The sequence below is a fragment of the Dorea sp. YH-dor226 genome, from assembly GCF_039832105.1.
In the GTDB taxonomy this organism is placed as follows: domain Bacteria; phylum Bacillota; class Clostridia; order Lachnospirales; family Lachnospiraceae; genus Dorea_A.
This window is the reverse complement of the sequence record NZ_JBDOHS010000004.1, coordinates 1-22,060: the sequence shown is the minus strand read 5'-3', so window position 1 is coordinate 22,060 and position 22,060 is coordinate 1. Positions and strand designations below refer to the sequence as shown.

18 protein-coding genes and 1 tRNA gene are annotated in these 22,060 nt (G+C 44.9%); 2 read left to right on the top strand and 17 right to left on the bottom strand.

Annotation, left to right across the window (positions count from 1 at the left end):
- Nucleotides 1-19 precede the first annotated feature (19 nt).
- Nucleotides 20-1,102, bottom strand: coding sequence for a 3-isopropylmalate dehydrogenase (gene leuB, locus ABE547_RS04730; protein WP_347377677.1), 1,083 nt, complete (start codon nucleotides 1,100-1,102; stop codon nucleotides 20-22).
- A gap of 185 nt (nucleotides 1,103-1,287) precedes the next feature.
- On the opposite strand from leuB, the gene ABE547_RS04725 reads away from it, so the two are divergent.
- Complete coding sequence (locus ABE547_RS04725; RefSeq protein ID WP_347377676.1) at nucleotides 1,288-1,485, top strand: hypothetical protein; 198 nt, start codon at nucleotides 1,288-1,290, stop codon at nucleotides 1,483-1,485.
- Nucleotides 1,486-1,552: 67 nt separating this feature from the next.
- Here ABE547_RS04725 and pflA read toward each other — a convergent pair whose 3' ends face one another.
- The 5 genes from pflA to ABE547_RS04700 form a co-directional block, all read right to left on the bottom strand.
- Nucleotides 1,553-2,302 carry a pyruvate formate-lyase-activating protein gene (gene pflA / locus ABE547_RS04720; protein WP_347377675.1) on the bottom strand — a complete coding sequence of 250 codons (750 nt, stop codon included), beginning with the start codon at nucleotides 2,300-2,302 and terminating at the stop codon, nucleotides 1,553-1,555.
- A 45-nt stretch (nucleotides 2,303-2,347) separates the two neighbouring features.
- Complete coding sequence (gene pflB / locus ABE547_RS04715) at nucleotides 2,348-4,600, bottom strand: formate C-acetyltransferase (RefSeq protein ID WP_347377674.1); 2,253 nt, start codon at nucleotides 4,598-4,600, stop codon at nucleotides 2,348-2,350.
- A 203-nt stretch (nucleotides 4,601-4,803) separates the two neighbouring features.
- A complete protein-coding gene (gene yajC / locus ABE547_RS04710; protein WP_347377673.1) occupies nucleotides 4,804-5,109 on the bottom strand; it encodes a preprotein translocase subunit YajC in 306 nt (101 codons plus the stop codon).
- A 106-nt stretch (nucleotides 5,110-5,215) separates the two neighbouring features.
- The gene (gene tgt, locus ABE547_RS04705; RefSeq protein WP_347377672.1) at nucleotides 5,216-6,349 is read right to left on the bottom strand and encodes a tRNA guanosine(34) transglycosylase Tgt; all 1,134 of its coding nucleotides are present in this window, start codon (nucleotides 6,347-6,349) and stop codon (nucleotides 5,216-5,218) included.
- Between the two features lie 26 nt (nucleotides 6,350-6,375).
- Nucleotides 6,376-8,043, bottom strand: coding sequence for a L,D-transpeptidase family protein (locus ABE547_RS04700; RefSeq protein WP_347377671.1), 1,668 nt, complete (start codon nucleotides 8,041-8,043; stop codon nucleotides 6,376-6,378).
- Between the two features lie 193 nt (nucleotides 8,044-8,236).
- Here ABE547_RS04700 and aroC point away from each other — a divergent pair, with 193 nt between their 5' ends.
- A complete protein-coding gene (gene aroC, locus ABE547_RS04695) occupies nucleotides 8,237-9,334 on the top strand; it encodes a chorismate synthase (protein ID WP_347377670.1) in 1,098 nt (365 codons plus the stop codon).
- A gap of 57 nt (nucleotides 9,335-9,391) precedes the next feature.
- On the opposite strand, the gene ABE547_RS04690 is transcribed toward aroC, so the two are convergent.
- The 11 genes from ABE547_RS04690 to ABE547_RS04640 all read right to left on the bottom strand — a co-directional run bounded on the left by ABE547_RS04690 (nucleotide 9,392) and on the right by ABE547_RS04640 (nucleotide 21,789).
- The gene (locus tag ABE547_RS04690) at nucleotides 9,392-11,059 is read right to left on the bottom strand and encodes a nucleoside kinase (RefSeq protein ID WP_347377669.1); all 1,668 of its coding nucleotides are present in this window, start codon (nucleotides 11,057-11,059) and stop codon (nucleotides 9,392-9,394) included.
- A 25-nt stretch (nucleotides 11,060-11,084) separates the two neighbouring features.
- Nucleotides 11,085-11,879, bottom strand: coding sequence for a Nif3-like dinuclear metal center hexameric protein (locus ABE547_RS04685; RefSeq protein ID WP_347377668.1), 795 nt, complete (start codon nucleotides 11,877-11,879; stop codon nucleotides 11,085-11,087).
- Between the two features lie 26 nt (nucleotides 11,880-11,905).
- Nucleotides 11,906-12,601, bottom strand: coding sequence for a class I SAM-dependent methyltransferase (locus tag ABE547_RS04680; protein ID WP_347377667.1), 696 nt, complete (start codon nucleotides 12,599-12,601; stop codon nucleotides 11,906-11,908).
- A gap of 13 nt (nucleotides 12,602-12,614) precedes the next feature.
- Nucleotides 12,615-13,727 carry an RNA polymerase sigma factor RpoD gene (gene rpoD / locus ABE547_RS04675; protein WP_347377666.1) on the bottom strand — a complete coding sequence of 371 codons (1,113 nt, stop codon included), beginning with the start codon at nucleotides 13,725-13,727 and terminating at the stop codon, nucleotides 12,615-12,617.
- Between the two features lie 39 nt (nucleotides 13,728-13,766).
- On the bottom strand, nucleotides 13,767-15,542 hold the full coding sequence (dnaG, locus tag ABE547_RS04670) for a DNA primase (protein ID WP_347377665.1): 1,776 nt from the start codon (nucleotides 15,540-15,542) through the stop codon (nucleotides 13,767-13,769).
- Between the two features lie 47 nt (nucleotides 15,543-15,589).
- Nucleotides 15,590-16,597, bottom strand: a complete 1,008-nt coding sequence (locus tag ABE547_RS04665; protein WP_347377664.1) for a deoxyguanosinetriphosphate triphosphohydrolase — start codon at nucleotides 16,595-16,597, stop codon at nucleotides 15,590-15,592.
- Complete coding sequence (locus ABE547_RS04660; RefSeq protein ID WP_347377846.1) at nucleotides 16,594-18,150, bottom strand: phosphate--AMP phosphotransferase; 1,557 nt, start codon at nucleotides 18,148-18,150, stop codon at nucleotides 16,594-16,596. Before ABE547_RS04660 ends, ABE547_RS04665 begins: the two co-directional genes overlap by 4 nt.
- Nucleotides 18,151-18,292: 142 nt before the next feature.
- A tRNA-Leu gene (locus tag ABE547_RS04655) sits at nucleotides 18,293-18,377 on the bottom strand.
- A 69-nt stretch (nucleotides 18,378-18,446) separates the two neighbouring features.
- The gene (locus tag ABE547_RS04650) at nucleotides 18,447-18,995 is read right to left on the bottom strand and encodes a DUF5662 family protein (RefSeq protein ID WP_347377663.1); all 549 of its coding nucleotides are present in this window, start codon (nucleotides 18,993-18,995) and stop codon (nucleotides 18,447-18,449) included.
- Nucleotides 18,996-19,022: 27 nt separating this feature from the next.
- Nucleotides 19,023-20,714 (bottom strand): alpha-amylase family glycosyl hydrolase, encoded by a 1,692-nt coding sequence (locus ABE547_RS04645; RefSeq protein WP_347377662.1) that lies wholly within the window; start codon nucleotides 20,712-20,714, stop codon nucleotides 19,023-19,025.
- Nucleotides 20,715-20,781: 67 nt separating this feature from the next.
- On the bottom strand, nucleotides 20,782-21,789 hold the full coding sequence (locus tag ABE547_RS04640) for a sugar ABC transporter substrate-binding protein (RefSeq protein ID WP_347377661.1): 1,008 nt from the start codon (nucleotides 21,787-21,789) through the stop codon (nucleotides 20,782-20,784).
- Nucleotides 21,790-22,060 lie beyond the last annotated feature (271 nt).

The following is a 22,060-nucleotide window of genomic DNA, read 5'->3' as shown; positions in this document are numbered from 1 at the left end:
AATATATATAAACACATCTTCAGATATTCTCAGCAATCAGATCACCCATGCAGGCAGTTCCGACCTGTGTCTTTCCGTCCGACATAATATCAATCGTTCTGTATCCATCCTTCAATACTTTCTCTACTGCTTTTTCAATTGCATCTGCTTCCTGATCCAGATCAAAGCTGAAACGAAGCATCATTGCAGCAGACAGAATCGTTGCGATCGGATTGGCAATTCCTTGTCCTGCGATGTCCGGTGCTGAACCACCGCTTGGTTCATATAACCCGAATTTTGTCTCATTCAGACTTGCGCTGGCAAGCATACCGATAGATCCCGTCACCATACTGGCTTCATCTGAAAGGATATCTCCAAACATATTCTCAGTAAGCACTACATCAAACTGCTTCGGATCCTTTACAAGCTGCATCGCACAGTTATCAACCAGCATATGCTCAAGAGTCACTTCCGGATAATCTTTCGCGACTTCTTCAACCACTTTTCTCCAGAGTCTGGAGGAATCCAGCACATTTGCCTTATCAACACTGGTCACTTTTTTCCTGCGCTTCATCGCGATATCAAATCCCCGCTTTGCAATTCTGCGGATCTCATTTTCATTGTAAGTAAGAGAATCATACGCGGTCAGTACCCCATCTTCTTCCACCGTCTTTCTCTCCCCAAAATACAGACCACCTGTCAGTTCACGCATGATCATCAGATCAAATCCGCCTTCCGTGATCTCTTCTTTCAGCGGACATGCTCCCTTCAGTTCATCATACAAAATCGCCGGTCTCAGGTTTGCGAACAGATTCAACGACTTTCTGATCTTTAACAATCCGGCTTCCGGTCTTTTTGACGGTTCCAGCTGATACCACGGAGAAGTCTTCGCATCTCCTCCGATGGATCCCATCAATACTGCATCACATGCCTTTGCCTCTGCGATGGTCTCATCTGTAAGCGGAACGCCGTGAACATCTATCGAAGCACCGCCAAGCAAAAGCTGTGTATATTCACAGGTATGCCCATACACCTCTGCAACTTTATCCAGGACCTTCATTGCTTCCGTAACGATCTCCGGACCAATTCCATCTCCTTTAATCACACCAATTTTCAGATTCATGGTTCTCATCCTTCCTTAGAAAAAAATCTATAGCATTTATATTATCCTATTTTCATACATGTTTCAAGACTTTAATTGAGTAAATTGTCATATTCTGACAGTTATTATATTTTTACTTGTATATCACTTATAATTCTCTTCAAATTGCACATACTATGTACATATTGATATTGAGGTGATCTTTTATGATTTTTCATGATGAAGAATTTCCAATCGGTTTTACAATGTCTCTGGCTCAACACCCGGATGTTCTGCGGCAATTTGCTTCCCTGTCAGCCGGTGAACAACAGCAGATTGTTGATGGTTCCCGAAAGATGAAAAGCCGCGAAGCGATGCAGAATTACGTAGAGAATCTGTTTCATTCATCGTCTGATATAAATTAACAGATGGCAAAACAGGACGATTACAGAGCACCATACCGGCTCCGTAATCGTCCTGTTGCTTTTTCTATTATTTGAACTGATTATCATACTTTTCAGTTTCCAGTATCTGATTTGCATTCTCAATCCGCTCTTTTGTCGGTGGCTCAATTCCTTCCAGCGAATACGTAAGTCCCAGTTCCTTCCATTTATATATTCCTAATGTATGATATGGAAGGATCTCAACTTTCTCAACATTATGAAGTGTCCGAATATAGTCACGAAGGCGGTTCAGATACACATCTTCATCACTTCTCTGCGGCACCAGCACATGCCGGATCCATACTGGTTTTCCGATGTCTGACAGATAATCGGCAAGCTCCAGTATATTGCGGTTGGTGTGTCCGGTCAGCATTCGGTGCTGTTCCTCATCCATATGCTTAAGATCAAGCATTACAAGATCTGTTACTTCCATCAGTTTCTGAAACTTTTGAAAATATGGTTCTTCTTTTGTAAATGGCTGCCCGCTTGTATCGAGCGTCGTATGAATTCCCTCTTCTTTTGCTTTTTGAAAGAGTTCTGTCAGAAAATCAATCTGAAGAAGCGGTTCTCCTCCGCTGACGGTGATACCACCCTTACTTCCCCAGTAGGTTCGGTATTTTACAGCCTTTGCAATCAGCTCATCCGCTGTATAAGGTGTTCCCGACTGCATATTCCAGGTGTCCGGGTTGTGGCAGAACTGGCAGCGCATTGCACAGCCGGAAGTAAATATCACATACCGGACTCCGGGACCGTCAACAGAGCCAAAGCTTTCCAGGGAATGTATATATCCCTTTGTCATCTCTTTGCTCCTTTATATTCTTGACTTCATATTATTCCTGGCATTCTACATATGATCGTGGCAGGTTCTCGCAATTACATCCAGCTGCTGTTCACGAGTCAGGTCAATGAACTTTACTGCATATCCGGATACGCGGATCGTGAAGTTTGCATATTCTGGCTTTTCCGGATGTTCCATTGCATCGATCAGTTTTTCTGTACCAAATACATTGACATTCAGATGGTGTGCCCCCTGATCGAAGTAACCATCCATCACATTTACCAGATTATCTCTTCTCTCCTCATCATTGTGTCCAAGTGCCCCCGGGCTGATGGTCTGTGTATTGGAGATTCCATCCAGTGCCAGCTCATATGGAAGCTTGGCTACAGAGTTCAGTGATGCCAGAAGACCATTCTTTTCTGCTCCATAAGATGGATTTGCACCAGGTGACAGTGGTTCTCCTGCTTTTCTTCCGTCCGGAAGTGATCCGGTAGCCTTACCGTATACAACGTTGGATGTAATCGTAAGGATGGATGTCGTTGGCTCGGAATTTCTGTAAGTATGGCATTTGTTCAGTTTATGCATGAATGTCTTCAGAAGCCAGATTGCCATATCATCTGCACGGTCATCATCGTTACCGTATCTTGGGAAGTCGCCTTCAATCTCAAAATCTACTGCGATACCATCCTCGTCACGGATTGGTTTCACCTTTGCATACTTGATCGCACACAGAGAATCGATTACATGTGAAAATCCGGCAATACCCGTTGCAAATGTACGTCTTACATTGGTATCGATCAGAGCCATCTCTGCTGCTTCATAGTTGTACTTGTCATGCATATAATGAATCATATTCAATGTATCTACATACAACTTGCTCAGCCATTCCATCATCTCATCATAACGCTCCATCACTTCATCATAATCCAGATATTCTGAAGTAATCGGCTTATATGCCGGTGCTACCTGCTGTTTGCTCTTTTCATCCACACCACCGTTGATAGCATATAACAGACACTTAGCCAGGTTGGCACGTGCACCGAAGAACTGCATTTCTTTTCCGGTCTGCGTTGCAGATACGCAGCAGCAGATTGAATAGTCATCCCCCCATACCGGACGCATCACATCATCATTTTCATACTGTACAGAACTTGTCTTCACAGAAATATATGCGGCGTATTTCTTGAAATTATCCGGCAGTTTGGAAGAATACAGAACAGTAAGGTTCGGTTCCGGTGCTGGTCCCATATTCTCCAGTGTATGCAGGAAACGATAATCGTTCTTTGTAACCATAGAACGTCCATCCTGTCCAAGTCCGCCCATTTCCAGAGTCGCCCATACCGGATCACCGGAGAACAACTCATTGTAAGAAGGAATTCTTGCGAACTTCACCATACGGAACTTCATAACCATGTGATCGATCAGTTCCTGAGCCTCGGCTTCTGTAATCTTGCCTGCTTTTAAATCTCTTTCAATATATATATCGAGGAAGGTCGAGATACGGCCAACACTCATAGCCGCGCCATTCTGGGTCTTAATAGCTGCAAGATATCCGAAATACAGCCACTGTACTGCCTCACGGGCATCCTTTGCAGGCTGTGAGATGTCATATCCATAAGCAGCCGCCATGACTTTCATATCCTGCAGTGCATGAATCTGATCCGCAACCTCTTCACGAAGACGGAAGTCTGTTCCCTTCATACCATGTCTTGCATAACGTTCGAAGTCATACTGCTTCTTCTCAATCAGGAAATCAATACCGTACAGCGCTACCCGGCGATAGTCACCAACAATACGTCCTCTTCCATAGGTATCCGGAAGACCAGTGATGATTTTATTGTGTCTGGCTTTTTTCATCTCCGGTGTGTATACATCAAATACCCCCTGATTGTGTGTCTTGTGATACTTTGTAAAGATCTCATGTATCTTTTCACTCGGTTGATATCCGTAAGTAATACAAGCCTGCTCGGCCATCTTGATTCCTCCATATGGCATAAATGCTCTTTTCAGAGGTTTATCTGTCTGAAGACCTACCACTTTTTCCAGATCTTTTAACTCTTCATTGATGTAACCTGCACCATATGCAGTCAGTCCGGATACAACTTCTGTCTCCATATCCAGAACGCCGCCCTTTGCGCGCTCCTCCTTTTGCAGTTTCTGCAGTTCATCCCATAAGGTGTTCGTTGCCTCTGTCGGACCCTCTAAAAAAGATTCGTCCCCGTCATAAGGTGTATAGTTGTCCTGAATAAAGCTGCGGACATCTACAGAATTTGTCCAGTTTCTTCCTTTGAAACCAGCCCACTGTTCAAACTGTGCCATTTTTGCTTCTCCTTCCTCTTACTCTTTTTCTTTTGCGACGACAGTATAGCATCCTGTGAAATAAATATCAAGCGGATTAGCGAGAATATCTCTCATAAGCGTCTATGTATCTGATTTTGTGCAATTTCATCAAAAAAAGAGAACCATTATAGGTTCTCTTCCCTTTTTTCTGCTCTTTTGTTCGTCAAAATATACAATCTCTCTTATTCTGCAGATGCTTTCTCAACCTGAGCGATCGCTGCCTTCTGCATTGGGATACGACAGTTTCTGTTACTTCCGAATTCCACAATCACATCTTCTTCACTGATGTCGATGATCACTCCATAGAAACCGCTGGTTGTCAGAACAGTATCGCCTACTTCCATCTCAGCGATCATTGCCTGAACTCTCTTCTGCTCTTTTTTCTGTGGTCTGATAAAAATAAACCAGAAACCTCCAAAGATTAACGCATATACTGCAATCAGTAATACCATACTGCCGCCTGAACTCTGTGATGCTAATGAAAACATAACTAATAATTCCTCCTACATTTCTTTAAACACTATTGCTATCATACACAAAAATAGACATTTCATCAAGCTATTTTTCTAATTCCGACGATTATTCATAAAAATTTTATTGATTTTTCTCCGTAACCCCGGCAATTTTCTTTTCTTTATACTCTCTGTAGCAGCCCTGCTCAATTGCATCCCGTATCTCCTCCATCATCGTGTTATAAAAATACAGATTATGAAGTACACAAAGACGCATTCCCAACATTTCCTTTGCTTTCAGCAAATGACGGATATACGCTCTGGAATAATGACGGCATGCCGGGCACTGACATCCCTCTTCAATCGGTCTGTCGTCCAGTTCATATTTCGCATTAAAAAGATTCAGCTTCCCATGGTTGGTATACACGTGTCCATGTCTTCCGTTACGACTCGGATATACACAGTCAAAAAAGTCAACTCCCCGGTCCACCGCTTCCAGAATATTGGCAGGTGTACCGACACCCATCAGATAGGTCGGCTTGTTTTCCGGAAGATGCGGTACAACGGCATCGAGGATACGATACATCTCATCATGAGTCTCCCCGACTGCCAGTCCACCGATTGCATATCCATCCAGATCCAGTCCGGCGATCTCATCCGCATGGCGAACCCGGATATCCTCATAGATTCCACCCTGATTGATTCCGAAAAGCATCTGTTGCCTGTTAATCGTATCCGGTAGAGCGTTCAGTCTCTCCATCTCATTTTTACATCGTACAAGCCATCTCGTTGTCCGATCAACCGATTTCTCAATATACTCTTTATCGGCCACACTGGAAGGGCACTCATCAAATGCCATCGCAATCGTCGATGCAAGATTCGACTGAATCTGCATGCTTTCTTCCGGTCCCATAAAGATCTTCCGTCCATCCACGTGAGAATTAAAATATACGCCCTCTTCCTTAATCCTTCGAAGTCCTGCGAGCGAAAACACCTGGAATCCACCGGAATCCGTCAGAATCGGCTTGTCCCAGTTCATAAACTTATGAAGACCTCCAAGCTTCTTCACCACTTCATCTCCCGGCCGGACATGAAGATGGTATGTATTGGAAAGTTCCACCTGCGTCTTGATCTCCTGCAGATCTGTCGTCGCTACTGCACCTTTTATAGCTGCAGCAGTTCCGACATTCATAAATACAGGGGTCTCAATGACCCCATGTACCGTATGCAATCTGCCTCTTTTCGCAAGACCATCTTTCTTTAACAATTCATACATGATCTTATCCTCAACTTTAATTTCAATTAAAAATGTACCACTACCGGTGTTCCGGCTGATATCAGATTATACAACTGTGCCGCCGCATCCGTTGGCATATTCACACATCCGTGAGAGCCGTTGGTCTGATATCTGGAACCTCCAAAGGAAGCCTGCCACGGTGCATCGTGGAATCCGATTCCTCCATTAAATGGCATCCAGTATTTTACCGGAGTCTCATATTCATAAGTCCCATCCGGCCTCTTCGTTCCCCTCAGAGTCTGATTCAGCGCTTTATAAGCCAGAGAATATACACCCTGTGGAGTCGCATTTCCCCTGTTCGGATTACCGGTAACTACACCTGTCTGCAATACAACCTGACCATTCTGCACAAAATACATCACCTGATTCGTCAGATCCACTTCTGCATAGGTGCCTCCAACATCATTACCTTCATGGCTGGCTGCACGGCTGGAATAATTCGGTTCCCTGGTAACCGTCTCTGCATTCTGTATATTCGCGATCAAAGCATTGTACTCCGCCTCCTGATCGATCTGCCATCCATATCCTCCTCCGGAAACGGTAACCGTATTGCCCGTAGCTGTTACAAACGTTCTCTCCTTGCCTTTCGTATTATACTTCTCTGCCAGCGACTGAATATAAGCTCTTACAGATGCTTCATCAAACGTTACCTGCATCTCGCCATCTACTTTCACCCACTGTGAGATTACAGACGAATCCACAACTTCCGTATATGGATTAAAGTCATATGTAACACAGGCGCCAAGATAACTGTTCATGGCCTCTGTCGCCTCAATCACTTCTTTGGAATCCGAAACATACTTCGGTGCATAATAACACCCGGTTTCCGTCAGATCAAGCTCTGACCGGAATCCATTAATCGCCTCTTTAACTGCATTATCAAAAATTTCCCGGTCAATCTGTGTTCCGATCACTTCCGGAACTACTACGAACTGATCCGTCTGAAATTCCGGATGTGCATCCACAGATGCCGTCTGATTCTCTTCTTTAAGGCACTCCAGATTCTCAATCAGCCGGTCCAGTGCACTTTCATCATATTCTACCCCTACTTCAGCCTCAATATTCTCTTCATTCCACAAAGACTGAATCCAGAAAAGATTATTCTGCTGCTTTGCCAGCTTCTTAAGCTGATCTCCGGGTACATATTTCAGTGAGATGTCCGTGCCGTCAATCTGTTCCTGATCTCCATCAGATTCTTTCAACGTCAATTCATAATCCGCAACCTGCTTTTCCATGTAGGCTTCTACCTGTTCCACACTTTTCATTGATACATCGGTTCCGTTAATCTTTGTTGAAAACATGAAATGATGATTAAAATATATTGCAAATCCGGCATAGACAAGAATCAGTACTCCGATTATGACTGCTGCAATGACAGCCGCTTTTTTCTTTCCGCTTTTCTTTACCGGAACCTTTTCAGAAGGCATCTCCTCCTCATCCGGCGTCACCTCGTCTTCCTCATATTCTTCGTCCTGCATTGCTTCATCTTCCTCATATTCTTCTTCATAGTCATCCTCGGAGACACCTTCGAATTCCTCATCATCAAAATTTCCAACGTCAATATCCGTATCTGCATCAAGCTCCAGATCATCGTTCAGACTCTGAACATCCCGATAGATCTCTTTCATCGTCTCTTCGATGATCTCATCAGCATTTTTCTCTTTATCTCCCATTATAATACTCCTCTTGATAAGCTTACACATATCTATAGATTTTTATACTTTTTCATTATAATATGCATATATTCAAAAGTACAGGAAAAAAACCGAAAAAATTCATTAAGATTTCCGTCACATTTGATTATTGCAGGTTTTTATTCTATTATATATAATAAAATCATCTTTACAAGAAGGAGATTTACATACTATGGCAGGATCAACTTATGGAACTCTATTCACAATTACTACCTGGGGAGAATCCCACGGTCCGGCGCTCGGTGTTGTCATCGACGGATGTCCGGCCGGTATTTCTCTTACAGCCTCCGATATACAGATATACCTCAACCGGCGCAGACCCGGACAAAGCAGCTTTACAACCGCACGTAAGGAGGCCGATGAAATCGAGATACTTTCCGGCGTCTTTGAAGGACGTACAACAGGTACTCCGATTTCACTGATCGTTCGTAATACCGATCAGCGTTCTCATGATTACAGCAAGATCATGAACTGCTACCGTCCCGGACATGCCGATTATACCTTCGATGCCAAATACGGTTTTCGCGATTACCGCGGAGGCGGCCGCACTTCCGGAAGAGAAACCATCGGGCGTGTTGCCGCAGGCGCTGTTGCTTCCCGGATTCTGGATCAGCTTGGCATACACCTTACCGCATACACCAGGTCCATCGGCGATATTAGCATTCCTGAATCAGAGTACAACTATCAGGATATCGCCAATAATCATCTGTATATGCCAAACTGCGATTATGCCAAAAAGGCATCTGCATATTTGAAACAATGCATGGAACAAAAAGATTCCGCCGGAGGAATCATTGAGTGCGTGATAGACGGAGTTCCGGCCGGAATCGGAGAACCTGTATTTCAGAAGCTCGATGCCTCTCTTGCAAAAGCAATTATGTCCATCGGCGCCGTAAAAGGAGTCGAGATCGGTGACGGATTCCGGGCTTCCCTTGCAAATGGAAGTACCAATAACGATGAATTCCAGGCGGATCACGGTCAAATCAGCAAAGTGACGAATCATTCAGGCGGAGTACTCGGCGGTCTGAGCGACGGAAGCCGGATCATTCTGCGTGCAGCGATCAAGCCAACGCCATCTATTGCCCGCAGTCAGAGTACCGTGGACTCTTCCGGTAATAACATCAGCATCGAGATTACCGGAAGGCACGATCCAGTCATCGTTCCCCGTGCAGTAGTCGTTGTCGAATCTATGGCCGCTGTCACTCTGGTGGATCTGCTGATGCAGAACATGACTTCCCGAATTGATTATCTGAAAGACTTTTATTCTTAATCACAGCTCAAAGTCATAAAGGGATTGTTGCAACAATCCCTTTATATATTCCATTTATTATATGCGGAAGCATCCTCCTCCGATAAACTCTCTAAGCAGAGAATTCACCGGCACGGTCTCGCTGCCAATCCCCACAAAATAATCCAGAAATTTCAAGAGTCTTTTCGCTTCCAGATATTCCGGACAGTCACGCTCAATTCCAAATAGTTGTGCCTCTACATATGGTTTCAGAACTGCAAGCTCATAGATCAGAGCCGAATTGAACATCACATCCGCTTCTTCCTGATATGGGAAGATATTTTTTTCTTCTCCGTTTCTGACAGACTCCCACATCCGGATCGTTTTCTTCGCAGATGCGCCTCTGGTTCTGGCATCCCGGACAATTCGGCGGATCAGACGTCCATCAGTCGTCGGAATCCGGTTATGTTCATCTATATTTAGTTGTGTGAGCGCACTGATATAGATTTTAAATTTATTGGCATCTGCAAGGCTTCTGGTCAATTTGGGATTCAGACAATGAATTCCTTCGATGACCAGAACATCATTTTCTCCCAGCTTCATCTTCTGATTTCCATATTCCTTATGCCCTGTCACGAAATTAAAGGTTGGGATCACCACTTCTTTTCCATCCAGTAATTCCTGCAGCTGTCGGTTGAACAGCTCCACATCCACCGCCTCCAGACATTCAAAGTCCGGATTACCGTTCTCATCTTTCGGATTATCTTCTCTCTCTACAAAATAATTATCTACCGCAATGGGATGCGGAATCATTCCATTGGCACGAAGCTGTATAGAGAGCCGGTGGGAAAATGTCGTCTTTCCGGAAGAAGACGGACCTGCAATCAAGATAAATTTTACATCCTTGCGGGCTGTAATCTGTCCTGCAATCTCTGCAATCTTCTTTTCCTGCAATGCCTCCTGTACCAGTACCACTTCATGCACATCACTTCTGGTAATCTTGTCATTCAGATCTCCGACCGTTTCAATTCCCTGCATGTCACCCCATTTTACCGATTCCTTCAATACCTGGAACAGCTTATTCTGAGGTTCAAACGGAGGAACAGTCTCCGGTTCGTTTTGTGTCGGCATCTGAAGTACGAATCCCTCATCATACAGATATAGTTTAAAATACTTCAGATAACCTGCACTTGGCACCATATATCCGTAATAGTAATCTTCAAATTCATTCATGCTGTAGATATTGACTTTCGACACTCTCCGGTAACGGAACAGACGCTCCTTATCGTACATTCCATATTGTCCAAATCTGGCGATCGCATCATCAGTATGGATGGATGTCTTCTGAATCGGCAGGTCCTGTTCCACCATATCACGCATTCTCGCCTCCACACGATCCAGAAATTCCTGATTCAGAACAATATTTCCTTCAATGGTACAGTAATATCCTTTGCTTACGGAATAATGAATCCTGACTTTATCAATATTCCGGTGTTCTGCTACATCGTATACCGCTTTTACCAGCATCAGATTCATACTTCGCTTATAAGTCTTATGACCAATAGAATCTCCGGTTGTCTCGAAGCAGATCGTACAGTCAGAATTTACTGTTTTGAATAGTTCCTGAAGCCTGTCATTGACAAAAACCAGCACAATATCGTGTGCGTAGTTTTTCTGATACTCCTCTGCAATCTGACGGTACGTTGTCCCCTCCTCATACTGTCGGATCTCATTTCCAATCTGAACATGATACATATTTCCTGCCATAATATTCCCCCTTTATATCTGACAATTACAAGATTACATATGGATGCTGAACCGGTGCTCCGATGATCTGAACATTTTCCAGATGGGCTTCCAGATATCGTTTCATATCCTCTATAAATATATGCTCAATTCCGTAATGTCCTGCATCGATGATGGCAAGTCCCTGCGCTTTTGCATCAATTCCTTCATGATGTCCGATATCTCCGGTAACCAGAACATCCGCCCCCTTTTCAATCGCTGCAGAGATCACACTCTTCCCGGATCCCGGACAGATAGCCGCACGACGGATCAGGGCATCCATATCCCCGAAAGCAATCACACCCGGAAGCTGAAACACCTCCTTCACCTTGTCGCAGTATTCCTTCAATGTGACCGGTTCTTTAAGGTCTGCAACCCTTCCGATGCCTTCCGTCACAGATCCGTCACCGGTTTCCTCTGTACAGGTAACCTCCAGCACCTGTGCGTTTTCATATCCCATCATCTTCCCCGACAATTCCGCCATTCCCTTCACATCATAATTGGTGTGCATGGCATAACAGGAAATATCATTCTGTATCAGTCGGAGAATTCTTTTTCCGATAAAATCACGGTTATTGATCTGCTTCAATGCACCGAAGATCATCGGATGATGTGTGACCAGCATATCCGCATGGCAGCTGACGGCTGCATCAATCACTTCATCCGTTGCATCCACTGCCAGATAGATCTTCTGTACCTCCTTATCATCCCTTCCCACAAGAAGTCCCACATTGTCCCAGCTCATTGCATACGCGCGGGAATACGTCTGTTCTATGACCTCCATGATCTCTTTACAAAGCATTACATCTACTCCTTTTCGTCTGTCTGTTATGGATAGTAATTCAGAGCTTCCTTTACCATTTCCATCTCTGTTTTCAATTCTTCCATTCGGCTGAAAGCACTTTCGCTGCTCTTATGCTTCATAAGCTGACAGAATACACTTTCCTTGATCTGAAGCTCACGCTTCAGATATTTTTCAAGAACCGGATGCTGATTCCTCAGAAGGCATCGTCCATACAGATATTCACAGGCAGTGTAGACTTCCGCCTCTCCATGAACAACACGCATCATTGGATAGTATTTTCCATCCTCTTCCACCATATCTTCCTGTATGATCCGGTATCCGTGTTCATTCAGATATCTTCGGACCCTTTGAATCTCTGACTGTGGCTGCAGTACAAATGAAGTAATCGTATCCGCCACTTCTTTTCCCTCCGTCAGGATCCGGATGACCAGACCTCCGCCCATACCGGCAGCGATCATCGTATCCACTTCTCCCGGAGCGACCGCAGCAAGTCCATCGGATAATCTCGTTTCAATCTGCTCCTTCAGTCCGTGTCCGATGATGTGCATCTTCGCTCTCTCCAGCGGTCCTTTGTTAATGTCCATCGCGATCACATGAGAAGCTATCCCCTGCTGTACCAGATAGATCGGTATGTATCCATGATCGGTTCCGATATCGGCAACAGAGGCGCCCTCTGTCACCAGACCCGCAACCGCATAAAGTCTTTTTGATAGTTCCATAGGCGCCTCTTTCTTAATCCAGATAATCTCTTAATTTTCTGCTGCGGCTCGGATGACGCAGCTTACGAAGCGCTTTCGCCTCAATCTGACGAATACGCTCACGGGTAACGTCGAATTCTCTTCCAACCTCTTCCAGTGTACGGGCACGGCCGTCATTCATACCAAAGCGAAGTCTGAGTACTTTCTGCTCTCTCTCTGTCAGTGTGTCCAGAACCTCATCCAACTGCTCTTTCAGAAGTGTCTGTGCGGCCGCCTCTGCCGGAACCGGCACATTATCATCCTGTATGAAGTCACCCAGATGACTGTCCTCTTCCTCTCCGATCGGAGTCTCAAGAGATACCGGTTCCTGAGAAATCTTGAGGATCTCACGCACTCTTTCTACCGGCATGTCCAGCTCTGCCGCAATCTCTTCCGGCGTAGGTTCCCGTCCGAGTTCCTGTAAAAGCTGTCTGGAAACACGGATCAGCTTGTTGATCGTCTCTACCATATGCACCGGGATACGGATGGTTCTTGCCTGATCTGCGATCGCTCTTGTGATCGCCTGGCGGATCCACCAGGTTGCATAAGTACTGAACTTAAATCCTTTATGATAATCAAACTTTTCCACAGCCTTGATCAGACCCAGATTTCCTTCCTGAATCAGATCCAGGAAAAGCATTCCGCGTCCGACATAACGTTTTGCTATACTGACTACCAGACGAAGATTCGCTTCTGCAAGACGCTTCTTGGCATCCTCATCTCCGTCTGCCATTCTTTTTGCAAGTTCTACTTCTTCTTCTGCCGTCAGAAGAGGAACCTTACCAATCTCTTTCAGATACATACGTACCGGATCTTCTATACTGATTCCGTCCGGAACAGACAGATCAATCTTCTCTACGTCAATATCATCTTCCTCAGATATCACAATGTCATCCGGTATATCATCATCGTCATCATTACTGATACGCAGTACATCAATATTATTTGCCTCAAGATAGTCGAATACCTTTTCCATTTTTTCGGAATCTAATTCCATATCCGCAAAAACATCATTAATCTCCTGAATTTCCAGAATACTCTTTTTCTTCTTTCCAAGTGTAACTAACTCTCTTAATTTTTCCTGGAATTTCATTACATTTTCATCCATGTATTGTCCATCCTCTCATTGCTTGTTTATATTTTATCCTTAATTAATAGAAATATGCAGTGCCTTAAGATCTTGCAATTCTCTTTTGGCGTTCATCAGCCTCTGCAGTCCTTTCATATCCGTCGGATCCAGATGCTTCGTTGCTTCTTCAATGCTGTGATTCTTTACCCGAAGAATCGTCTCCTGCAGAGCTTTCTCCTGTTCACGCACAGTCGTAAGTTCCTTGATCCTGGTGTGAAAAAGCCCCGCAACCTCCCGGTGTTCTTCTTCATCCGTAAAATGATTCATAATCTGTGCCGGATTGACCTCATGTCTTTCATACTGTTCGTATAAGAGTCCTGCAACCGTCCGATACAGCCCCTCTGTAAAATCCTCCGGTGTAATATACTTCTCAATCTGCCGGAAGATATCTTCACTCTCGATCAGCCAGGTGAGAAGGATCTTCTGGGATACCAAAATTCCATCTTCCTTCTTCTTTTCCTTACCAACCGTCTGCCTGGGTCTGGATGCCGGCGTTGCAAGCCCTGTCTGAACTGCCATTCTGCCAACCAGCTTTCTGAGGTCTTCATATCCTACATGATACGCTTTCGCCACGGCTTCTATGTAATTATTGCGCTCAATCTCCTCATCGAACTGTGTAAGCCGCCTTGCCACTTCCTTCATGAAGTCTGTCTTGCCTTCCGGTGAAGTCATATCATAGTCACGCTCCAAGACTTCCAGACTAAACATAAAACCATTTCTCGCCTGATGGATCCTTTCTTCAAATGCTTCCGCTCCCAGATTTTTGATAAACTCATCCGGATCTTTATACGGTTCCATTCGAATGATCCTTGCAGTAATCCCCGCCTCCTTCAGAATCGGAAGTGCTCTGAGGGCTGCTTTCGTTCCGGCCCCATCACTGTCATAGGTAAGATATACCTCCTGCACATATCGCTTGATCAGTGAAGCATGTCCGGAAGTAAGCGCCGTTCCCAGCGATGCCACGGCATTGGTGAATCCCGACTGATGAAGCGATATCACATCCATATATCCTTCACACAGAAGAAAATACGGCTTCTTTGTGCTTCTTGCCCGATTGAGACCATACAGATTCCTGCTTTTGTCAAATATCATCGTCTCCGGTGAATTCAGATACTTTGGTTTTGCGTCTCCCATAACACGTCCACCAAATCCGATGACTCTGCTGTTGGCGTCCATGATCGGGAACATCACCCGGTTCCAGAACTTGTCATATACCCCCTGCTTTTCATCAATCGTGATCAGCCCCGCTTTTGCGATCATATCATCCTTATATCCCTTCGACTTGAGATACCGGTACAGATCGTCACTGTATTTGTTCGAATATCCCAGACCGAATGCTTTGATCGTATCATCTGTGAGCTCTCGTTTTTTGAGGTATGCAAGCCCCTGTGCCCCCTGTGCTCCCTTTAGCTGTGCATAATAATACTGTGCGGCAGCCTTATTGATCTCCAGAAGGATCGCCCTGGTATCTGCACGTTCTTTTGCTTCTTTGGAATATTCCTCTTCCGGAAGTTCCACTCCCGCACGATCTGCCAGATATTTCAGAGCCTCAACAAATGTATAGTTCTCGTATTCCATCAGAAATGTAAATACATTTCCTCCGGCTCCGCAGCCAAAACAATAGTACATCTGCTTCTGCCTGCTGACAGAAAAGGACGGGGACTTCTCATTGTGAAACGGACACAGTCCAAAATAAGAATTTCCCTTTTTCTGAAGCTTTACGTAGCTTGATATCACATCCACAATATCATTTCTGGATCTTACTTCTTCAATTATTTCATCAGAATAATACATATAAAATCTCCTCATATATAATATTCGACAAAACCATCTGATTTCCTTTAATATTTCCAGGATTCCGGAACAAAATATTCTTCAAACTTTTTCACAGCATATGTATCCGTCATTCCCGCGATATAATCACACACCGTCTGTTCCAGGCTTGCCCTTCCGGCTTCCATATTACTCCGGAACTGCTCCGGCAGCAATTCTTCATGCCGGATATAATATTCATACAGATTCGTGATCATATTGATTGCTTTTGATTCTTCGCCCTTAGCCACCGGATTCTCATAGACGTGTTCGAACAGGAATCGGCGAAGCCCCATCACTGCCTCACGTATCCCGGGTGACATTCTGATCTCCGGCTGATCCATGCTGCTGATAATCACATCGTGTATCATCGTATCCAGTCTGACTCTGGTCGTCGGCCCAAGAATACTCCGGTACTCCCAGGGAATATCCTCCTCTTTCAGGATTCCTCCCCTGATCGCATCATCAATGTCATGATTGATATAGGCAATCTTGTCTGAAAGCTGCACGATCTGTCCCTCCAGTGTATGTGGTGTGCCGCTGGTCTTATGATTGCGGATCCCGTCTCTGACCTCCCATGTCAGATTCAGGCCCTCTCCCTGCTTTTCCAGGCATTCCACAACTCTGACACTCTGCTCATTGTGCCTGAATCCGGTCGGACACACAGCATTCAGGGCCCGCTCTCCCGCATGTCCGAAAGGTGTGTGCCCCAGATCATGTCCCAGCGCGATTGCTTCTGCCAGGTCTTCATTCAGACGCAATGCCTTTGCAACAGTCCTCGCATTCTGAGACACTTCAAGCGTATGGGTGAGTCTCGTTCTGTAGTGATCTCCCTTCGGAAGCAGAAATACCTGTGTCTTCTGTTTCAGGCGCCGGAAGGACTTGCAGTGAAGAATACGGTCCCGGTCTCTCTGATATACCGGACGTATATCACATTCTTCCTCCTTCCGCTCCCTTCCCATCGACTTGCTGCTCAGAGAAGCATAAGGACTCAGATATTCCAGTTCTCTTGCCTCCAGCTGTTCTCTTATCGTCATGCGCGGTCGCTCCTTTCCTGTTCCAGACGTGCTTCAATCGCCTCTACTACCGTTTCAAGCACTTTAATTCTTGCATAATATTTACAGTTTCCCTCTACAACGATCCATGGAGCTTTCGGTGTAGATGTCCGGATCAGCATCTCATTTACCGCTTCTTCATACTGATCCCACTTCTCCCGGTTTCTCCAGTCCTCATCCGTAATTTTCCATTGTTTTTCCGGATTCTGCTGTCTCGCCTTGAATCTTCGCTCCTGCTCATCCCTGTCAATCTGCATCCAGAACTTCAGAACAATTGCTCCTGCATCCGTAAGATCTCTCTCCATATCATTGATCTCTTTATAAGCCCTCTGCCATTCCTGCTTTGTACAGAAACCTTCAATTCGCTCAACCATCACCCGTCCGTACCAGGTACGGTCAAATATCGTAACGTGTCCTGCTTTTGGCATATCGGTCCAGAAACGCCACAGATAATGGTGCGCCTTTTCTCTCTCCGTCGGAGAAGCCGTCGGATGAACCACATATCCTCTGGGATCCATCTTTCTCGTCAGACGCTTGATCGCTCCGCCTTTTCCTCCTGCATCCCATCCTTCAAAACCGATCACAACCGGAATCCTTTTCCGGTACAGCTCTCCATGGAGCAATTCCATCCGCTTCTGCAGCTCCATCAGCCGCTTCTTATATTCCTCTTTTGAGTAGGACAGACTCAGATCAGCTTTTGCAAGAATGGATTCCCTCTGATCCCGTTCCTGTTCCGGCCCTTCCTGACCGGACGCCTCTCGTTCTACTTCCGGATTCTCTGTCCCCCGATCTTGCTGTACCTTTTCCTGTTCCATTCTCTCTTTTACCAGCTTCACCTGTTCTTCCAACCGGTCAGCCACGACAGCATAGATTCTGGCGGTCGCATATCTTCGGTCTGTTGCCTCCACAATATGCCACGGTGCATACTGTGTATCCGTCCGGTTCAGCATCTCTTCATTCATTGCCTGATACTTTTCAAACTTCTGATTCCGTTTCCAGTCCCCCTTGCTGACTCTCCACGCGGTTTCCGGAGATTCCGAAAGTCTTTCAAACCTTCGCTTCTGCTCTTCCTGATCAATCGCCAGGAATATCTTGATGATCACCATTCCGTCTGCTGTCAGCTGCTCTTCAAAAGCACAGATCGACTGAAACGCCCTGTCAAGATCTTTCTTTTTCGTCTTCTTATCAAACCGATCCACCAGAACCTTCCGGTACCAGCTGCTGTCATAGATTGCAATCCTGCCCTTTTCCGGAAGCTTTGTCCAGAATCTCCACATAAAAGGATGCATCTGCTCCTCTTTCGTCTCATTCTTCACAGCATATACTTCAAATCCTCTCGGATCCAGCGCCTGAATCAGTTCTCCGATCTGCAGTCCCTTCCCGGAGGCACCATATCCTTCAAAAGCGATCATAACCGGAATCCCAAGACTTCTGCACTCCCTCTGAAGTCTTCCGATCCTGGCCTCAAGTTCCACCATCTTCTCCTTATATTCCGACTTTCCCATCGACTTCGTAAGATCCAGCTTCTCTAACATCATCCATTCCTCCTCGCTATGAAACACTTCCTTTAATTTCCGTCTTAATCCGTTTTAGTAACCCTTTCCTTTATTATACACTATATAATACTTCATTCATACAAAATCACACAAAAAAACCCAAGCTATTGCTTGGGTTTACTGCGGAAGATGGGACTTGAACCCACACGATCGCATTGATCACAAGATCCTTAGTCTTGCTCGTCTGCCAGTTCCGACACTTCCGCATTTGTCTGTCGCTCTCGCGCTGACGAAATATATAATACATCACTCATTCAAAAATGTCAACAAGTATTTTACATTTTTTTATTATTTTTCAAAATCTTTTTTCGGATGTAGGAAAATGTTTTTTCTTCTCCCTCTTCTGCCAGCATTTTAAGCAGCTTATGTAACAGAGCCGCAGTCTCCGGATGGATCATATTGCCCAGCTTTGCCGCACCCTGCTCATAATATTCCAGGGGATGAGAATCTCTGTACTGATCTCCCTGATAAGTCTTGGAAGCCGCGATCCGGTCCATAAACATCTCAATGACATATCTGGTTGGCATCTTCTGCCCCACGATTCCCTCCTCCGGATTCACACTGTAATCAATCCAATACTCATAATGATGCTTATTTCTTCCTTTATGATGAAGCCACGCCTTCGAATATCCGGTAGCCTCCCGTTCTGCATTATTCGGACTTCTGTTGCCCTGATAGTATCTGCATCCCACCCAGAACTCTGTCGGTGAATATTTGGACAGATCATGGAGCAGTCCCTGTCTGTATAACCCCACCTTAAAACAATGTTTCATTACCAGATATTTATGATGATTAATTGTACGCAAATGCTGCCATGCTTTCATAATTGCCTCATTCCACTTTCCAATTCTCTACCGGGCGATCATAACCATAATCGTCCTCTCTTTAATATCAATGATACGCTGACCCTCCAGCAATACAGGTTCATCAAGAACACCCTCATCTGTAGATGCCATCAGATACCATTTTTTCCCCTTTGGCAATGCCGGGATCGCAAAGGAATGCTCCAGCCAATGCATATTATAAGCAACAAACCAGTCTTCACTGTCCATATATGCGCCACTGTAATATACACCAAGCTGTCTGCTTGATACCTCTGACTGCACCTGCCATGCATTTTCCCCATGATAAGACACATCCGGCACTCCACAGGATGAACGGTCGATTCCCAACAGTTCTTTTTCCGGTGCAAAGATCGGATACTTCTTGCGGATGTGGATCAGGTCGCGGACAAACTCATACAGCTCTTTTTCTTTCTCCAGTTTTTTCCAGTCCAGCCAGCCAATTGGATTATCCTGACAATATGCATTATTATTGCCTTTCTGCGTATTTGCAAACTCGTCTCCTGCAAGAATACACGGCGTACCCTGAGACAGAAGCACCAGAAAATATGCATTGCGAATCTGTTTTTTTCGAAGCTCCAGAACCGCCTTTTTCCTTGTCGGCCCCTCCGCTCCACAGTTCCAGCTGAAATTATAATCCGAACCATCCCGGTTATTTTCTCCATTGGCTTCATTATGCTTTCCGTCGTATGATACCAGGTCATTAAGAGTAAATCCATTCTGACCGGAAATACTGTTGAACGAATCCTGTTTTTCAGCATGATGCTTCAGCCAGTATATCACATCATTGATCATGCCTTCATCGCCCTTTAAAAAACGGCGCATGGCTGTCTGAAATCCCAGCTGATGTACCAGCAGCTTTGTACCTTTGAGGATCGGATCTTCCCGAAGTTCATCTACGGACAGAAGCACCGGGTTTACGATAAATCCGTCAATATGATACTGCATTACATAATATCGCAGACATTCAATCATCATCTGTCTGGAGATATCATCTGAAAACGGCATCTCGAGAACAACCTCGATTCCGCACCTGTGACATGCCTTTACCATATCTTTAAGACCATTCACTCCATCTCCGGTACTGGAATATGCACTCTTCGGTGCAAAATAATACGCACTTCCATATCCCCAGTAATTGCAGTTTGGCGTACATTCTTCAAACTCATAGACCGGCATACAGTGGATCTGATTGATTCCAAGCTCACAGAGATAAGGAAGCTTTTCAATCAGTCCCTGAAATGTTCCCTTATGCTTCACCTGTGAGGAGGAATGTCTGGTAAATCCGCGCACATGAAGGCTGTAGGCAATCGCCTGATGATATGGGAGCCGAAGCGGCCGGTCCTCTTCCCAGTCGTAAGTATCATTTACCAGAACGCCTCTTACTTCATGCTCCTGCACATTTCTTTTATTCTGCCACTCTTCTCTGCCTGCAATGGCTCTGGCATATGGATCGACCATGACCTCTCCGTCCACTTCATAATTGTATTCATATTCCAATGGATCTATCTCCTGCAACGCAAGCGCACGCACTTCTCCCACGGACAACTCCATCTCATATTCATCACATGGCTTTTGCTCCCCTTTCCGGTACAAAAGCAGCCGACACTCCCTGTTTTTCGGAACCGCTACTGCAAAGTTCACCTGATTATCGTTCACTGTAACTCCTATTGGTAATGGTTGTCCCTGTATCTGTTTCATGTCATATCCTCCTGTTCAAGTGCGCATCAGCTCTGCTGCTACCTCCTGAAGTGATGCCTTCCCTGTTCTATTGCCATCCATCTACACCGTACATATCAACATTATTTTCATCAATCATAAATACATCTTCATATGTTTCTTTTTCATAGTCTTTTCCATTCATCATACAGATTGCCACTTTAGCAGCGGTCTTTCCAATATTGATCGGTGATTGCGCTGCAGTCCCTGCAATCTGGCTGCCGGTTTTCTTCAGTTCCTTCTTGATATCCGGCGACCCATCCACACCGTATATCAGAACTTTATCCATCCCGGCAAGGTTGAGTGCTGTCTTAGCCGCCACCGCTGTCTGGTCATTTCCACACATGATCGCAGTCAGATCCGGATTCTCACTTATGATCTTTTTCGCACCTTCCAGCCCCTTTTCAAAACTTCCGTCGGTATTCTCTCTTGCTACCACTTCAAAGCCATTCTCTGCTTTGGCAATAGCCTCTTCAAATCCCGTGATACGGTCATTGACTGAATTCTGAGCAGTCGCCTCCAGAATAGCGATCTTTCCGCCATCCGGACACTTTTCAATCAGGTCTTCTCCGCAGATTCTTCCGGCTTTCTGATTATCCGAGCCTATGTACGCATCTACATAATCCATTTCTTTTACCTGCGTGTCTACATTGATAATCTTCACACCCGCTTCCTTCAGAGCCTCCAGGGACGGAGTGATTGCTTCCCAATCAACCGGACACAGAAAGATTGCATCAATTCCTTCATCTATCATCTCCTGAATCTGCTGTTCCTGAAGCTCTACATCTGATGCAGGATCCTTTGTGATCAACTGATACTCACTTTCATCCAATACTTCCTTAATTGCCTTCTCTAATGTTATAAAATATGGATTTTCCATATCAATTGCCGAAAATCCAAATACCAGTACGTCTTCTTCCTCTTCTTCTTTTTCTTCCTCTGTATCTTCTGTAATCGCATTATCTACCGGCTTGCCTGCCTGCTTCTTGCATGCAGATAATGCGAAAATGCATACCAGCATAACTGCCAGCACACTTAATATCCTCTTTCTTTGCATTATATGTTCCTCCTTATGTATGCGATTATACATAGCTTCATTCTACAACATTTTTAGCATTTTGGCTACTGTTTTCAGTTTTACAGTCATTCTCCTGAAAACATCCTTGCTTTTTATGCACACCTCTGCTACAGTTAAACTAGTGATATATAGGTAATTGTTAAATGATTTTTTTCTATGATGTGGATAACTCTCCTCATATAAGGAGAGAAAAAACGGTCATTATTCAGAATGGTTTCTGAATTGACATAAATCATCAGATATGGGGCGT

Bases quoted from the DNA above. Each gene is read 5' to 3' on its own strand.
- leuB (WP_347377677.1), bottom strand. From the start codon at position 1,102: ATGAATCTGAAAATTGGTGTGATTAAAGGAGATGGAATTGGTCCGGAG.
- ABE547_RS04725 (WP_347377676.1), top strand. From the start codon at position 1,288: ATGATTTTTCATGATGAAGAATTTCCAATCGGTTTTACAATGTCTCTG.
- pflA (WP_347377675.1), bottom strand. From the start codon at position 2,302: ATGACAAAGGGATATATACATTCCCTGGAAAGCTTTGGCTCTGTTGAC.
- pflB (WP_347377674.1), bottom strand. From the start codon at position 4,600: ATGGCACAGTTTGAACAGTGGGCTGGTTTCAAAGGAAGAAACTGGACA.
- yajC (WP_347377673.1), bottom strand. From the start codon at position 5,109: ATGTTTTCATTAGCATCACAGAGTTCAGGCGGCAGTATGGTATTACTG.
- tgt (WP_347377672.1), bottom strand. From the start codon at position 6,349: ATGTATGAATTGTTAAAGAAAGATGGTCTTGCGAAAAGAGGCAGATTG.
- ABE547_RS04700 (WP_347377671.1), bottom strand. From the start codon at position 8,043: ATGGGAGATAAAGAGAAAAATGCTGATGAGATCATCGAAGAGACGATG.
- aroC (WP_347377670.1), top strand. From the start codon at position 8,237: ATGGCAGGATCAACTTATGGAACTCTATTCACAATTACTACCTGGGGA.
- ABE547_RS04690 (WP_347377669.1), bottom strand. From the start codon at position 11,059: ATGGCAGGAAATATGTATCATGTTCAGATTGGAAATGAGATCCGACAG.
- ABE547_RS04685 (WP_347377668.1), bottom strand. From the start codon at position 11,879: ATGCTTTGTAAAGAGATCATGGAGGTCATAGAACAGACGTATTCCCGC.
- ABE547_RS04680 (WP_347377667.1), bottom strand. From the start codon at position 12,601: ATGGAACTATCAAAAAGACTTTATGCGGTTGCGGGTCTGGTGACAGAG.
- rpoD (WP_347377666.1), bottom strand. From the start codon at position 13,727: ATGGATGAAAATGTAATGAAATTCCAGGAAAAATTAAGAGAGTTAGTT.
- dnaG (WP_347377665.1), bottom strand. From the start codon at position 15,542: ATGTATTATTCTGATGAAATAATTGAAGAAGTAAGATCCAGAAATGAT.
- ABE547_RS04665 (WP_347377664.1), bottom strand. From the start codon at position 16,597: ATGACGATAAGAGAACAGCTGGAGGCAAGAGAACTGGAATATCTGAGT.
- ABE547_RS04660 (WP_347377846.1), bottom strand. From the start codon at position 18,150: ATGTTAGAGAAGCTGGATCTTACGAAGTCGATGGGAAAGTCGGAATAT.
- ABE547_RS04650 (WP_347377663.1), bottom strand. From the start codon at position 18,995: ATGAAAGCATGGCAGCATTTGCGTACAATTAATCATCATAAATATCTG.
- ABE547_RS04645 (WP_347377662.1), bottom strand. From the start codon at position 20,714: ATGAAACAGATACAGGGACAACCATTACCAATAGGAGTTACAGTGAAC.
- ABE547_RS04640 (WP_347377661.1), bottom strand. From the start codon at position 21,789: ATGCAAAGAAAGAGGATATTAAGTGTGCTGGCAGTTATGCTGGTATGC.